This window comes from Lactococcus sp. EKM203L (genome assembly GCF_011800585.1).
In the GTDB taxonomy this organism is placed as follows: Bacteria; Bacillota; Bacilli; order Lactobacillales; family Streptococcaceae; genus Lactococcus; species Lactococcus lactis.
Genome location: NZ_JAALEQ010000001.1, coordinates 482508 through 496895, shown reverse-complemented (window position 1 = coordinate 496895; position 14388 = coordinate 482508). Strand labels below are relative to the sequence as shown.

Below are 14388 nucleotides of genomic sequence, written 5' to 3'. Positions count from 1 at the left end.
AATATTTTTCATTCTAGCATAATTTTTCATACAATTAAAGTGAATCTTAAAGAAGTCTTTGATTATTATTAGGAATATTCGTCTAATCTAAAAAACCTCACTCTTCCAACTCTTTTAATATTTAATTTACTTTAAAATAAGTAAAATCCGAATCAGTAGCAAAAATAAAAGACCCACTAAGTGAGCCTTTAATTCTTATTGATCAACAAGAAGTCGAACTTTTTTTCCTTCTACAGGAACAAAGTAAACCACTGTGCGAATTGCTTGAATAATCCGACCTTGACGTCCGATAATTCGACCGATATCACCCTCCGCAACTTTAAGGTGATATTCCATAAATTCCTCACCCTCAATGAGTTCCAAAGAGACTTCATCTGGTTGAGTAACCAATGGTTTAACAATTGTTAGAACTAATTCTTTCACATCTTTTTGCATTTCTTACCTCTACTCTAACTTGAAAAATCTTCAAGTTCAATATATGTGATTTCTTTATTCACGAAAAGCTGCTAAAAAGCAGCTTATCTCAAAAATTATTTAGAAAGTTTTGATTCGTGGAATTTTTTCATAACACCAGCTTTTGAAAGAAGGTTACGAACTGTATCTGAAGGTTGTGCTCCTTTGCTCAACCATTCCAATACGCGTTCTTCTTTAAGAGTTACTTGTTCTTCAGTTACAAGTGGGTTATAAGTCCCAACTGTTTCGATGAATTTACCATCACGTGGAGCACGTGAATCAGCAACATTGATACGGTAGAAAGGTTTTTTCTTAGAACCCATACGAGTCAAACGAATTTTTACAGACATTTTATATTTCCTATTTCTATTTTTATTATATTTAATATTATAGCAGACTAATTTCGGCCTGTCAAGAAAAAATCTTGACAGTTCTTTTTTAGTTTCTGAGACTATTTAATAAACGGCGAGCTACTTCTTGATTCATCACTTTTTCCTGCCGAAGTTGCTGACTTATGACTGCTATCTCATCTGCTTTTGCACCCACGGATAATGCCAAAGAGCGAGCCTGTAAGCTCATATGTCCTTGTTGAATTCCTTCTGAAACAAGTGCGCGCAAAGCTGCTAAATTTTGTGCTAAACCAACTGCGGCGATAACTTTGGCCAGTTCTCTAGCATCTATGATTCCTAAAATTTCCATTGCCGCTTGTGCTTTAGGTAAGACTTTCACCCCACCACCAACGGTCGCCACAGGTAAAGGAATTTCTAACTCTCCAAATAACTTTTCGGCATGAACTTCCCATTTAGCCAAACCTTGATATGTTCCTTCTTTTGCTGCATAAGCATGAATTGCTGCTGAAATAGCTCGCGTATCATTTCCTGTTGCAAGAATTACAGCATTAATCCCATTCATAATCCCTTTATTGTGTGTGCTAGCACGGTAAGGATCAATTTTTGAGTATTGTGAAGCAACTGCAATTTTTTGAGCAATTTCTAAACCATTTGATTTTTTTGAAAGAGCATCAACTGGAATTTCACAGCTCACCTTTACTAAAGATTCAGTTGCATAGTTTGAAAGGATGCTAAACAGAATTTTTTCCTCAGAAAACCAGCCACGAAAAAGTTCTGCTACACCTTCTAATATAGAATTAATAATATTGGCACCCATTGCATCTTTGACATTCACTTTGAAATCAACTGAAATAAATTTCTCACTTGAAAAAAGTCTGCTCGAAATTTCTCTCAAACCACCCCCACGCTTAATAATTGAAGGATACGAAAGCTTAGCTTGTTCAAATATTTCATTTTTGCATTCAGATATTTTCTTAATAATTTCTTCTGGTTTCTTTACGTCATAAAATACAATTTGCCCACGCATTAACCGTTCATCTATTTTAGCCGTAAAACTTTCCGCTATTTTTGCTCCATTACTCGCAGCAGCTATAACTGATGGTTCTTCTGTAACCATCGGAACGATGTATTCTTTTCCATTAATGACAAAATTTTGAGCAAGTCCCATTGGCAATTCAAATTCGGAAATTTGATTTTCAATTAGATTGTTTAAAATATTTGTATCTAAAGCCATTTCACTCAAAACTTCCTGAGTATCTTCTGACAGATTCAATGAATCTAATCGCTCTTTGGGCGACATTTGATAAAATTTTTTTCTCATATTTTCCAAAAATGCCCAGATACGCTGGGCAATTCCTCCATTAATTTCTTAAAAATTACTTGTTTAAACCACAATAATTTTTAAAGGTTAGGATTTTTTAAAAGAACAGCCAAACCTAGGCCTCCACCGATACAAAGACTAGCAATTCCATAGCGTTTTTGCTCACGTTTTAAGGCATAAGACAAAGTCGTGAGAATTTTAGAACCACTTGAACCGATAGCATGACCTAATGCAATTGCACCACCATAAATGTTAACTTGTGATTCATTTAAACCAAGTTCACGATTGACAGCAAGACTTGATGCTGCAAATGCTTCATTAATTTCAAACAGATCAATATCTGAAAGTTCAAGCTCTGAACGATTAATTAATTTTTTGATAGCTTCAATTGGTGAAACTCCCATAATAGCAGGGTCAATTCCAACTTCTGTACTATCAACTAGTTCTGCTAGGTACGAAATCCCATGTTTTTCAGCATAGTCTTTCGTTGCAAGAATGACAGCTGAAGCTCCATCATTAACAGGAGAAGAATTACCTGCTGTCACAGTTCCATTTTCTTTGAAAGCTGTCCTTAAAGTGGCTAATTTTTCTAAACTAGAAGAGGGACGTGGTGCTTCGTCGACTCCGACTTCTCCAATCGCAACAATCTCTTCTTTAAAAATTCCGGCTTGACTTGCAGCGACCGCTTTTTCTTGAGAGTTTTGCGCAAAAGCGTCTTGGTCTGCTCGACTTATATCAAATTGTTCAGCAATAGTTTCACCAATAATCCCCATAGAAATTCCTGAGAAGGCATCAACTAAGCCATCATTTAACATACTTAATGTTTCTTCTTGAGTTTTTCGATTCTTTATAATTGGGGCATTAGACATAGATTCTGTCCCACCAGCGATTACAACTTCTGCTTCACCAAGCTGTAAAAATTGTTTAGCTAAAATCACTGCTTTCATTCCTGAACCACAAACTTCGTTGATTGTTGAAGCGGGCACTGTATTAGATAGACCACTATGAATCGCAATTTGACGTGCTATATTTTGACCATTACCAGCTTGAAGAACATTCCCAAAAATAACTTGTTCAACATCTGATTTTATATTTTCATGTTTTGACAATAAGTTTGAAACAACATGTGTCCCAAGTTCTGCTGCTGAATATTCAGCAAGAGCACCGTCGTATCTTCCAACTGGTGTTCTTAAGGCGTCAATGATTACAATTTCTTTCACGAATGAACCTCCGAAAGCCATTATAGCATATTTTAAACTACTTTTGTCAAAGTCTCTTTACATTAAATTAATAAACAATATCTAATCAATGACTCTATTCAAGTATTTTTTGTACCATTTAAAATGCAAACCAATTTACTTAATTCCAATTTTTATTAATTAAACAAAAAATTAAATGTGTGTATTTTATAGAAAGAAAATATCTTAGCAAAGAATTTAACGTATTTTTATGATAAAATTAAAGCATTCCAAAGACATTGAAAGGAGTTCCTTTCTTTTATAATAATAAGTGAGGAAATTTTTAAAATATGAAAGTCGGTATAGATAAACTTGGATTTTTTGTCCCAAATACTTTTGTTGATATGAGGGATTTAGCAAATGCTCGTAATGTTGACCCTGCAAAATTCCAAATTGGTATTGGTCAAGATGAAATGGCAGTCAATCCTGCTACTCAAGATATTATTACTTTTGCTGCTAACGCGGCAGCAAGTATTTTGACTGAGGAAGATAAAAAAGCCATTGACATGGTCATCGTTGGTACTGAATCAAGTCTTGATGAATCAAAGGCCTCAGCCGTTGTTGTTCACGATTTGCTTGGTATTCAACCTTTTGCTCGAAGCATTGAAATGAAAGAGGCTTGTTATGCAACTACTGCTGGCCTTGCTCTTGCTCGCGATCATGTTCTTTTGAATCCTGATACTAAAGTTTTAGTTATTGCTTCTGATATTGCCAAATATGGGCTAAATACTGGTGGAGAACCTACTCAGGGCGCTGGAAGTGTTGCAATGCTTATTACGGCCGATCCTAAAATTTTGGCCTTAAATAATGATAACGTTGCTTTAACTCAAGACATCTATGATTTCTGGCGTCCTTTTGGTCAGGCTTATCCTTCTGTTGATGGTAAGTTTTCAAACGAAACATATATCGATGCTTTTGCTAAAATCTGGAAAGAGTATAGCCATAGAACAAATTTAAAGTTTGAAGACTTTGCAGCTATCGCCTTTCATACCCCTTATACTAAAATGGGTAAAAAAGCTTTATTGCCAATGCTTGAATCAGAAAAGCCAGCCAATGCTGAAGAATTAATGGAACAATTTGAACGTGGTATCGTTTATAATCGTCGTGTGGGTAATCTATATACTGGTTCTCTTTATTTGAGTTTGATTTCACTTTTGGAAAACTCTGATAAATTGAGTGCTGGTCAGCGTATTGGACTTTTTAGTTATGGTTCTGGTACCGTTGCTGAATTTTTCTCTGGTGAACTTGTTGAAGGTTATGAAAATCATTTACTTAAAATCGAGCATCATTCAATGTTGGATGCAAGAACACGTCTATCAATTCCTGAATACGAAAACATGTTCAATCAATATTTAGATTTGAATCATAATATTTCTTTCAATGATGAGACAGATTACTCCGTTTCAGAAGTTGTTGATAATCACCGTAAGTATAAAAAAAGATAAAAAAATACTGACAGAATTTCTGTCAGTAAATAAAAAGTCCTGTCAGGACTTTTTTTATTTTATTTGCTCAACAATGATACAGCTGCTTCATCAGCGATAACAGTAACATTAGCGTGGTTTTGAAGAATTGATGCTGGAAGCTCTGTTGTCACTTCTCCTTCAACCATTCCTTTGATTGCCTCAGCTTTTTCTTTACCATAAGCCATCAAAACAATATTTTTTGATTTCATAATTGAAGCAAGTCCCATTGAAATTGCTTTACGTGGTACATCTGCTTCTGATTCAAAGAAACGTGCGTTGGCTTTGATTGTGCTTTCTTGAAGGTCAACAACATGAGTTGTAATTTCAGCAGGTGTTCCTGGTTCATTAAAACCAATGTGTCCATTTTGACCAATTCCAAGAATTTGCCAGTCAATTGGATTTTCTTCAATAATTTGGTCATAATGTTTTGCTTCAGCTTCAAGATCAGCTGCTTTACCATTTGGTAAGAAGTTTTCTTTAAATGGTTTTTCTCCAAACAAATGTTTAGTCATAAAATAGCGGTAAGATTGATCATTTGAACCGTCAAGTCCAACATATTCATCCAAGTTTACTGAAACCATGTCTGTAAAATCAAGGTCTGAGTTAACAATTTGGTTATAAAATTCTACTGGTGTTGAGCCTGTTGCAAGTCCCAATGTTTTAGCGCCATTGGCCATTGCTTCTTTAAGAAGGTCAAGTCCGATTTTTCCACCTTCGAGTTGATTTTTTACTACGATAACTTTCATTTTATATGCTCCATTTCTAAATTGGTATATATCAATTTTCTACACTTTCATTATATCATAAATTATCTCCATGTCAACTAAAAATTGTCTTCAAAAAATACATTAGCAAAAATAAAAAGTCCTTTTAAAAAAGGACTTTTTTGTAATCAATTAAGACATATATTTTCCAACAAAATCCCAAACGTGGCTCCAATATAAGTCTGGATTAACTTTTTCTGATTCTCCATGACCCGCTCCATGAACAATCAGCTTTTCTTTATCAACTTTTGCTGCATCATAGAGAGGATTTAACATTTTAAATGGAACAAAAGTATCTTTATCACCATGAATGAACAAAATTGGTATTTTGCTTTTGGCTACTTGTTTAATTGTCGAAGATTTAAAGATATCATAGCCAGCTCTTATTTTAACAACGGTATTTGCCGCATAAAGAACTGGAAATTTTGGTAATCCATATAATTGTTTTAATTGATAGGCAAAAACATCACCTGTTGATGTGAACCCACAATCTTCCACAATTGCTTTGACACTAGAGGGAAGCTTTTCGCCTGAAGTGTTCATCACCGTTGCTCCTCCCATAGAAACGCCTAATAAGACAATTTCTGCCTGTGGATCTTTTTGAATAATTTTGGTAATCCAAAGCAACATATCTTTACGGTCATCCCAGCCCATACCAATATAATCACCCTGACTTTTACCATGTCCTCTTAAATCTGGCGTAACAACATTATAATTCTTATTGTAAAAATGACGTGTCCAACTTGCCATATCGGTCGATTGTCCACCATACCCATGAACAACAATAGCCCATTTATTTGTTTTAGTCGGTTGCTTATAATCCGCAGCATAGAGTTTCAACTTCAACTTATCAGAGGAGGTAACATACCAAGCGTCGGATTTTATATCCGCTAAAAATGCTTTATTTTCCTTTTTTCTTTCTTCTTTTTTAGAAAGAGGTTTCTGCTTGCTCCCGGCAGTTAGAAAAGATTTATTGGTATGCGCGTTAACAGCTAAGTCATAAAAATAGTTTCCTATTGCAAAATAGCCACCGACCAAAACAACGGATAAAACTACTAAAATCCAAGCAATAATTTTTTTCCTTTTTTTCATAAAATTCCTTTTAATTTTTATTTTACCATTGTAATATTAAAATTTCTTTTTCTGCAACTTCTTATATTATTTAGTAATAATCTTACAAAAATGGTGTTTTTGCCATACAATAATTCTCGTTCTTCCTAAAGCTAGTCTATCCAAAAAATGATATAAAAAAACAATATGCATTGCTTTTTTATCAACCAATTGATTTAGTGATTTGAAAGAAAAATTACCTTTAAATCAACTAAACTAATTTGAAATAAATGTATTTTAGAATCCTTTTACGGAATGGAGTAAAATAAAAACAACTTATGAATATAAATGATTTTAATATTATTACTCTCAACTCTTACTATAACTGAAACAAAGATTGCAAATATCGAGAGACTTCCCCAAAGTTTCCCTTTCCTAAAGCATACAGTATAATATATGGCAAATCTGCTATATATTTTTATTTATGATATTTTTTTCTTGATATGAAGTATATATAATAAATCCTAATAAACCAATTGAAACACTGCCTTTTTCACTTTCTTTTTTGAAAATACGATATGTGAACAAATAACAACTTCTAACTCTTTTGTTAGAAGTTGTTATTTAACCACAATAAATAAAAAGGAAGATCGTTAGAGATCTTCTTTTTTATACTCTTACCAGACTATTTTGTCCCAATATTACCGACATACCAAGATTACAAAATTTTTTATTTAAAATAAAACAGGCGATATTTAGGCGCTAAAACCAACAATACCGCAGCTACTAAAGAACTAAAAGGCGTGATTTCTATAGTAATCATGACTTTTAGTTTTTGTTTATTAAGTGGACGATCAAACTTCCATTATCAATCGAAATCCTATTCTTTTCTTAAAATATTTTCAACAAACGATGGGTAAGAATAGCCTATTTTAATTTCATCCCAGACTTTTTATAATTTAACTAATTTTAGGTGAAAATATTTAATAAATTATTGTAATTAGGATTTTTTATTAAACTTTCTTGCTTATCATTAGAATAAATAAAGTCTAAAAGGGTATCATAAACATTCTGTAACTCCTCAACTTCATTGCTCTTAATTGCTAATAGAAAGATAAATTTTACGTTTGTATTTTCATCCCACTCAAGCCCTCTTGGAACAACTGCCACAAATATTGTACTTTTAATAACACTATCATTTAGAGGATGTGGTAAGGCAATAGAATCATTAATGACTGTACTGGACAATTCTTCCCTAGCGAGCAGGTCGTTAAAAAAATCTACGGTAACACTTTTATCTTTATATAATATATTAGAAATTTCTTCCAAAACAGTTTCTTTAGACTTCTTCTCCTCGATTACCATAAAATGTGAGGGATTAAAATGCCTATTTGAAATGGTTATTAGATTTATTTCTTTTATTCTTTTTTCTATATTTTTAAATGATTTATCCAAATTGGAATTATCAAAAAAAATTACATTTTTTTTAGCCAAGTTTTTATTTTGGATTGTAGTGACAACAATTTGATATTTATTTTTATTTTCTAATTCTTCGTATTCTAAATATGATAACTTCTTTATTTCAGAAAAAGTGTAAGGAAATTTTTTTCTTATTCTACCTTCAATAATTGAACTTAATATTTTTCCAGTGCCACAAACAACAGCAATGGTTAATACATTATCATTACTATTTTCAATTGCACTGGCAAAATACAATGCTATGTAAGAAACTTCATCCTCAGTAAGGGAAATATCGTATCTTTTTTCTATTTTTTGTACCTGTGAAATTGCTAATTCAAAAGGATAAGGAAAATCATTCTTCACTACATCTAATATAGGGTTATTACGAGTAGATTTTATTTGATGTATATTTAAAAGTCTATTGAAATGGTCAATTAAACTAAGTTTTAAGCCTTCATCCAAAGTCCATCTAGATTTAGTTAATTGAAATAAATCAAAAGTCACATCATTGACGATTTGTTTTGCTAAAAGCATATTTTCTTTATTGTTATTGTCGAAGAGGAGATTTGGAAAATTTTCTGTAAGAAGATAAATAATATATCTTCGTTCAACTTCTGGGATTACTATTTTGAACTCATCTTCCGAAGCTCTTAAGAAATCTAAAATCGCTTTTTTAACTTTTTCCTTCAAACTGGGATTCAAATCAAAGTTATTAATTATTTTCTTTTCTTTAATTCTACTAAAGCTTAAAAGAATACCTGAAAAGGCATTTTTGTGAAAATAATCCGAATCCTTTTGAACGATCTTATTTAAATATTTTTCGAAAAATAATGAAAATTTCTGAAAATCAATATTCAAACACAAGTCCTTCTCTCTGGTATTTGAAGCAGTTATAAAATCCGTTAAATTTTCTTGAAAAATAAGTTGATTAATTGCCATTCTAATGTCTATCTCTTCCCCCTCTAAACGATACCCCAGGTTACTTTTATTAACTATACTGAGTTGATAATCAGCTAGTAAGTGTTTTATTGTACGAAAGTCATTATACAGAGTATTTGTGCTGACAAATAGCACACTTAGGAGAAAATCTTGTGTAATAAAAGAGTCAGAGGTTAGAAAAAGCCTTAATAAGTATTGTACCCGAGATTCAGAACTTGTAAACAGAAAAGTCCCTGTATCTTTATTATTCCAAAAGTCTTCAAAAATTTTTTTATTATGATAAGACAAAAGATATCCTTTTTTTCTAATTAAAAAAACTTCTGCTCCTTGTTTTGAAATTAGTTCATTAATAGATTTAATATCAGATCTCACTGTACGGCCTGAGACTTTCGTCAATTTACTCAAAGCATCAAGAGTGACTGGACTACTTTGAGTAATCAAATAATTTAAAATATCGTCTAATCTTTGAAAACTGAGCTTCATCATATGCCTCCCATTTAAATTATGTATGACCATATTTTAACACATTAAATCATTTATTTTTTTTAACTTTTTTCCAGTAAAATCGGAAATGTCTTAAATAAAAATTTCTTCATTTTTCCATTTTAATATGGAAAAAGATGTTAGTGACAGCGCTTACGTATTGTGATATATTATTTGTATCCAAATAAATTAAGGAGAAACATATGAAATTTGAAACTAATAATATTTTACTTGATGTAAACGTAGATAGCAAACTATCACTTTTTAAATACATTGCTTCTTATGCCTTGTCAAAAAATATTATTGACGATGAACAGAAATTAGTTGACGCTTTATTAGAAAGAGAAAAAGAAGTCTCAACCGGTCTCCAGGATAGCTTTGCTATCCCACATGCGAAAGCTGATTTTATCAAAAAGCCCACTGTTATCTTTCTAAAGATCTCTCAACCTATCCAATGGGAAACTTTTGATGGCAAACCAATTTCCAATGTATTTGCCCTTCTTGTGCCTTTGAAATATGAAGGAACAGAGCATCTAAAAATGATTAGTAATATTGCTACTCTATTGTTAGAAGAAGAATTTACAGAGCTAATTAAAAATACTAAAAATATAAATGATTTGGAAAAATCCATTTCTAAAGCAATGCAAGGAGAAAATTGATATGAAAATAGTTGGAATAACATCATGCCCTGCAGGGCTAGCACACACACCAATGGCCGCAAAAGCACTAGAAAAAGCAGGACAAAAATTAGGAATTGAAGTAAGAATTGAGCAACAAGGGTCTTTAGGACAAGTTCATAAATTATTACCTTTGGAGATTAAAAATGCTGATTTTGTTTTGTTAGCTACTGATCAAAAAATTATAGATCAGGAACGCTTTAATGACAAGAAACAAATAAGAGTAAACATTGCTACTTGTATTAAAGCGCCTGAAGCGGTCTTAAAAAAATGTATTCAAGCTGTTAAGGAAGTATAAATATATAATAAAGGAATATAAAATGAAAAAATTTTTAAATACAGCGAAAGGTCATTTAATGACCGGAATTAGTTTTGCTTTACCAATGATTATTGGTGCTTCTTTGGTGATTGCTATACCTAAAATGATTGCTTTAGCTATGGGGATTACAAGTTTGGACCCTTATGCAACCAAAACTGGGATCGAGCATTTTCTTTATTTAACTGAGCAAGTAGGTTGGACTGGTATAGGATTAATTAATACTGTGTTAGCTGGATTTATCGCTTACTCAATTTCAGATAAGGCTGCACTCGGTGCTGGATTAATCGGAGGGGCAGTTGCAACAAGTACAAATGCAGGTTTTTTAGGAGCAATGATTGCCGGATTCTTAGCAGGTTATGTTGTTGTTGCATGTAAAAAATATATTAAAGTCCCAGAAAAATATACTGGAGTTTTACCACTAATAGTCTTCCCTTTATTTGCTACTCTTATTGTTGCTCTTGTTATGGGAGTAATATTATCTGGTCCTCTTAGCTGGGTAAACACTAGTCTTGTGGCATGGATAAAAGGTATGATCGAAAATGATGTTAATAAAGTCCTTCTTGCAGTTATTATGGGTGCTATGATTGGCTCCGATTTAGGTGGGCCTATTAATAAAGCATCTTGGATGGCTGGAAACGTCCTGTTAACAGAAGGGATTTATCTCCCAGCTATTATTGTAAATGTCGCAATTTGTGCCGTTCCAATGGGTTACGCTTTAGCATCATTATTCCATAAGAACAAAATGAGTGATGAACTTCTAGACGCTAGTCGTAATAACTATGTTATGGGCTTTATCGGTATTACTGAAGGTGCAATTCCATTTACCATGGTTAATCCATTGAAACTTATGCCTATTAACATGATTGGAGGAGCTCTTGCTTCCGGCCTAGGAATTGCGTTAGGGATGTATGCAAAAATGCCACCTGTCGGAGGGGTTTATGGATTCTTTACCGTAGGAAATGGTTGGGCATACCTAATTGGGTTGTTTGTAGGAGCTGCATTCATTGGATTTGTTGCTCCATTAATTGTGAATTTTAATGATACTGAAACTTCGTCAAAAGGTGAAATTAATCTTGATGATATTGAAATTAGTTTTGAACAATGATAAATTAATCGCTCATTCATACTAATAATAAGCGATTGTTATATAAGATAGGAAGAAAAGATGAAAAAGAAAGTACATGTGGTCCCTCATTCTCATTGGGATAGAGAATGGTATTTTACAACTAGTCGTTCTAAAATATATTTAATGAATAATTTCCAAAAAGTCCTCTCACTTCTAGAAGAAAATAACGGCTATAATTATTATGTATTGGATGGACAAGCCTCTTTGCTAGATGATTACTTATCTTGGAAACCTGAAGATAAAGAGAGAATCGGGAAACTCGTTAAAGATGGAAAATTAATTGTTGGCCCTTGGTATACACAAACAGATCAGATGTTGATTTCTGGAGAAAGCATAGTCAGAAATATGCAGTACGGAATGGAAATCTCTGATAAATTCGGAAAATACATGAATATCGGATATGTTCCTGATTCATTTGGACAATCGGCGGCAATGCCTCAAATATATAAAGAATTTGGTATAGAAGACACACTTTTCTGGCGAGGAGTAAGTGATGATGATGTTAAACATACTGAATATACTTGGAAAGGTGAGGATGGGAGTTGCGTAAACGTTTATCAAATTCCTTCAGGATATTATATAGGTGGAGAAATACCAGAAGACCCTAAACACCTATCTAACTTTTTACTTGAAGAACCTTTCAACAAATTATGGTCTAGGAGCACTACAAAAAATGTACTACTTCCAAATGGTTTCGACCAGGCCCCTCCACGTGAGAACTTACCAGAACTCATAACACATATGAACCATAATTATGAAGATTTGGAATTTGAAGTTTCCAACTTTCAAAACTACATAGATAGTGTTAAATCTCACCATCCTGAATTGGAACAAATTTCTGGTGAACTACTCAATGGGAAATTAATGAGAATCCATAAATCTATCTTCTCATCTAGGTCAGATTTAAAAGCACTAAATACTAAAATTCAAAGTTACCTAGTCAACACACTAGAGCCGATCTTGTCAATTTCTTATAGTTTAGGTTTTGAATATCCGACTGAAGTAATTAAAGAAATTTGGAAACTAATGTTTGAAAATGCAGCACACGATTCAATCGGCTCATGCGTTTCAGATACAACTAATGAAGATGTTTACTTTAGATATAAAAGAGCAAATGACCTAGCAGAAAATTTAGTAGAATTAAAATTAAGAGAAATTTCTACTCGGATTGACAACCAAGAAGACATCACAATTACTGCTTTTAATACCACTTCTTCCTCAAAATCGGGGATTTTTGAAACTAGTTTATACGTTCCAAGTTTAGATTTTTCGATAAAAGATTCCGAAGGAAAACCTTACGATTTTACAATCCTAAGATACGAAGATCAAACTCATTATATTCTAGGTCAAGGAAATATCCTTGATCCTTCCAAAAAGTACTACAAACCACAAACAGTATATAAAGTAGATATTGCGTGTGAATTAGAAAACGTTCCTTCGTTCGGATATCAACAGTTTCACATTGATTTACATGCTTCTTCTCTTAAAAAATTAACTAAGTCGTCTGATTCTTTTATTGAAAATGAATTTTATAAAATAGAACTAAATAACTCTAATACTATTGATATACTAGATAAAAAAACGAATTTCGTATATAAAAATCAAGCAGTTATTGAAGAGAATGGGGAGGACGGGGATTCTTTTAACTACTCTCCACCTAAAAAAGATCAAGTCATCCGTTCTTCTGATTTCACTCCTAAAGTAAAAGTGTCTACTTCTTCAATTATGAGTATGATTAAACTAGAATACAAACTTTTAGTTCCTAAAAATCTAGAGGAGAGAAAAGCAGGAAAAGTTAGTGTTTCACTGCCAGTAACACTTAGAGTAACACTTAAAAAAAATACACCTTTCATTGACTTTAAGTTCACAGTAAACAACCAAAATATAGATAGCCATAGAATGTGTGTGCTGTTTGATTCCAAAATACCTTCAAATTTTTCTTTCGCAGATCAACAATTTGGTGTCATTAAACGACCCGTAATTCGCGAAAAGGAATTGAAACTATGGAAAACAAATCCCGAATCTTGGAATGAAGTCCCTATCTCAATTGAAACATGCCAAAGTTTTGTAAGCTTAGAGAACGATGATAGAGGAGTTGCTTTAATTCCTAGAGGGGTTAGAGAATATGAAATCGTTGGAGAAAGTTATAATACTATTAGATTAACTCTCTTTAGGAGCTATGGATTTATGGGAAAAGAAGATCTCTTATATCGTCCAGGTCGCGCTTCTGGAGAAACTGTAATTTCTACCCCTGATGCTCAATTACATAAGGAATTGACTTTTGATTTTTCAGCAATATATTATCAAGGCAATCTCTCCACTTATCATCTTTCACATAAAGTAAATGAATACTTGAAAGATATCAATTTATACCAAGAGGCAGAATACCTAAATACTCGTCTTAAATTTACACAAACCTCCCCTTCAAAATCCTTACCTTTAGTATATTCACTATTCAATGCTCAAGATAATGGGGTACTGAGTATTGTTAAAAAAGCAGAGAGTCGTCCTGGGTTTATTATCCGATTCTACAACGGAAAATATAAACAAAACGATAAAATCAGATTGTTCTTCAATAAAGACATTAAAGTAGCAGAACTAGTTAACCTTAAAGAAGAGAAAAAAATCTCTTTGAATCCAACAACTGAGCTTCAACTACCTGACTTAGACCACGCAAAACTATTAACAGTATATATCGAATTAAAAAAATAATGCATTCCACAACTCTTCATGCTGTTATG

General features: G+C 32.7%; 12 protein-coding genes. 5 read left to right on the top strand and 7 right to left on the bottom strand.

The features are described from left to right. Window positions 1-195: 195 nt before the first annotated feature. The 4 genes from HFD15_RS02605 to HFD15_RS02590 all read right to left on the bottom strand — a co-directional run bounded on the left by HFD15_RS02605 (window position 196) and on the right by HFD15_RS02590 (window position 3344). Window positions 196-435 (bottom strand): KH domain-containing protein, encoded by a 240-nt coding sequence (locus tag HFD15_RS02605; protein ID WP_003130710.1) that lies wholly within the window; start codon window positions 433-435, stop codon window positions 196-198. 95 nt (window positions 436-530) lie between these two features. Continuing rightward, a complete protein-coding gene (gene rpsP, locus HFD15_RS02600; RefSeq protein WP_003130711.1) occupies window positions 531-803 on the bottom strand; it encodes a 30S ribosomal protein S16 in 273 nt (90 codons plus the stop codon). 88 nt (window positions 804-891) lie between these two features. Continuing rightward, the gene (locus tag HFD15_RS02595; protein WP_039115672.1) at window positions 892-2124 is read right to left on the bottom strand and encodes a hydroxymethylglutaryl-CoA reductase, degradative; all 1233 of its coding nucleotides are present in this window, start codon (window positions 2122-2124) and stop codon (window positions 892-894) included. 80 nt (window positions 2125-2204) lie between these two features. After that, window positions 2205-3344: a thiolase family protein gene (locus HFD15_RS02590; protein WP_081042647.1), complete on the bottom strand. Its 1140-nt coding sequence runs from the start codon at window positions 3342-3344 to the stop codon at window positions 2205-2207. 308 nt (window positions 3345-3652) lie between these two features. On the opposite strand from HFD15_RS02590, the gene HFD15_RS02585 reads away from it, so the two are divergent. Next, window positions 3653-4807 carry a hydroxymethylglutaryl-CoA synthase gene (locus tag HFD15_RS02585; protein ID WP_039115674.1) on the top strand — a complete coding sequence of 385 codons (1155 nt, stop codon included), beginning with the start codon at window positions 3653-3655 and terminating at the stop codon, window positions 4805-4807. 59 nt (window positions 4808-4866) lie between these two features. On the opposite strand, the gene HFD15_RS02580 is transcribed toward HFD15_RS02585, so the two are convergent. The 3 genes from HFD15_RS02580 to HFD15_RS02570 form a co-directional block, all read right to left on the bottom strand. Next, window positions 4867-5574: a glucosamine-6-phosphate deaminase gene (locus HFD15_RS02580; protein WP_017864764.1), complete on the bottom strand. Its 708-nt coding sequence runs from the start codon at window positions 5572-5574 to the stop codon at window positions 4867-4869. Between the two features lie 150 nt (window positions 5575-5724). Beyond that, complete coding sequence (locus HFD15_RS02575) at window positions 5725-6684, bottom strand: alpha/beta hydrolase (protein ID WP_058208290.1); 960 nt, start codon at window positions 6682-6684, stop codon at window positions 5725-5727. A gap of 927 nt (window positions 6685-7611) precedes the next feature. Further along, complete coding sequence (locus HFD15_RS02570; protein ID WP_167593187.1) at window positions 7612-9528, bottom strand: transcription antiterminator; 1917 nt, start codon at window positions 9526-9528, stop codon at window positions 7612-7614. 200 nt (window positions 9529-9728) lie between these two features. Here HFD15_RS02570 and HFD15_RS02565 point away from each other — a divergent pair, with 200 nt between their 5' ends. The 4 genes from HFD15_RS02565 to mngB are packed head-to-tail and all read left to right on the top strand — an operon-like array spanning window position 9729 to window position 14359. Next, complete coding sequence (locus tag HFD15_RS02565; RefSeq protein ID WP_167593188.1) at window positions 9729-10184, top strand: PTS sugar transporter subunit IIA; 456 nt, start codon at window positions 9729-9731, stop codon at window positions 10182-10184. Window position 10185: 1 nt separating this feature from the next. Beyond that, window positions 10186-10500 (top strand): PTS fructose transporter subunit IIB, encoded by a 315-nt coding sequence (locus tag HFD15_RS02560; protein WP_058205788.1) that lies wholly within the window; start codon window positions 10186-10188, stop codon window positions 10498-10500. Between the two features lie 22 nt (window positions 10501-10522). Beyond that, entirely contained in the window at window positions 10523-11626 is a 1104-nt protein-coding gene (locus tag HFD15_RS02555; protein ID WP_058205789.1) for a PTS fructose transporter subunit IIC, read from the top strand. A 60-nt stretch (window positions 11627-11686) separates the two neighbouring features. Beyond that, a complete protein-coding gene (mngB, locus tag HFD15_RS02550) occupies window positions 11687-14359 on the top strand; it encodes a mannosylglycerate hydrolase (RefSeq protein WP_167593189.1) in 2673 nt (890 codons plus the stop codon). The last annotated feature ends 29 nt before the right edge of the window (window positions 14360-14388 follow it).

Excerpts from the sequence above, each read along its gene's own strand:
- HFD15_RS02605 (WP_003130710.1), bottom strand. The coding sequence starts at position 435 with ATGCAAAAAGATGTGAAAGAATTAGTTCTAACAATTGTTAAACCATTG.
- rpsP (WP_003130711.1), bottom strand. The coding sequence starts at position 803 with ATGTCTGTAAAAATTCGTTTGACTCGTATGGGTTCTAAGAAAAAACCT.
- HFD15_RS02595 (WP_039115672.1), bottom strand. The coding sequence starts at position 2,124 with ATGAGAAAAAAATTTTATCAAATGTCGCCCAAAGAGCGATTAGATTCA.
- HFD15_RS02585 (WP_039115674.1), top strand. The coding sequence starts at position 3,653 with ATGAAAGTCGGTATAGATAAACTTGGATTTTTTGTCCCAAATACTTTT.
- HFD15_RS02580 (WP_017864764.1), bottom strand. The coding sequence starts at position 5,574 with ATGAAAGTTATCGTAGTAAAAAATCAACTCGAAGGTGGAAAAATCGGA.
- HFD15_RS02575 (WP_058208290.1), bottom strand. The coding sequence starts at position 6,684 with ATGAAAAAAAGGAAAAAAATTATTGCTTGGATTTTAGTAGTTTTATCC.
- HFD15_RS02570 (WP_167593187.1), bottom strand. The coding sequence starts at position 9,528 with ATGATGAAGCTCAGTTTTCAAAGATTAGACGATATTTTAAATTATTTG.
- HFD15_RS02565 (WP_167593188.1), top strand. The coding sequence starts at position 9,729 with ATGAAATTTGAAACTAATAATATTTTACTTGATGTAAACGTAGATAGC.
- HFD15_RS02560 (WP_058205788.1), top strand. The coding sequence starts at position 10,186 with ATGAAAATAGTTGGAATAACATCATGCCCTGCAGGGCTAGCACACACA.
- HFD15_RS02555 (WP_058205789.1), top strand. The coding sequence starts at position 10,523 with ATGAAAAAATTTTTAAATACAGCGAAAGGTCATTTAATGACCGGAATT.
- mngB (WP_167593189.1), top strand. The coding sequence starts at position 11,687 with ATGAAAAAGAAAGTACATGTGGTCCCTCATTCTCATTGGGATAGAGAA.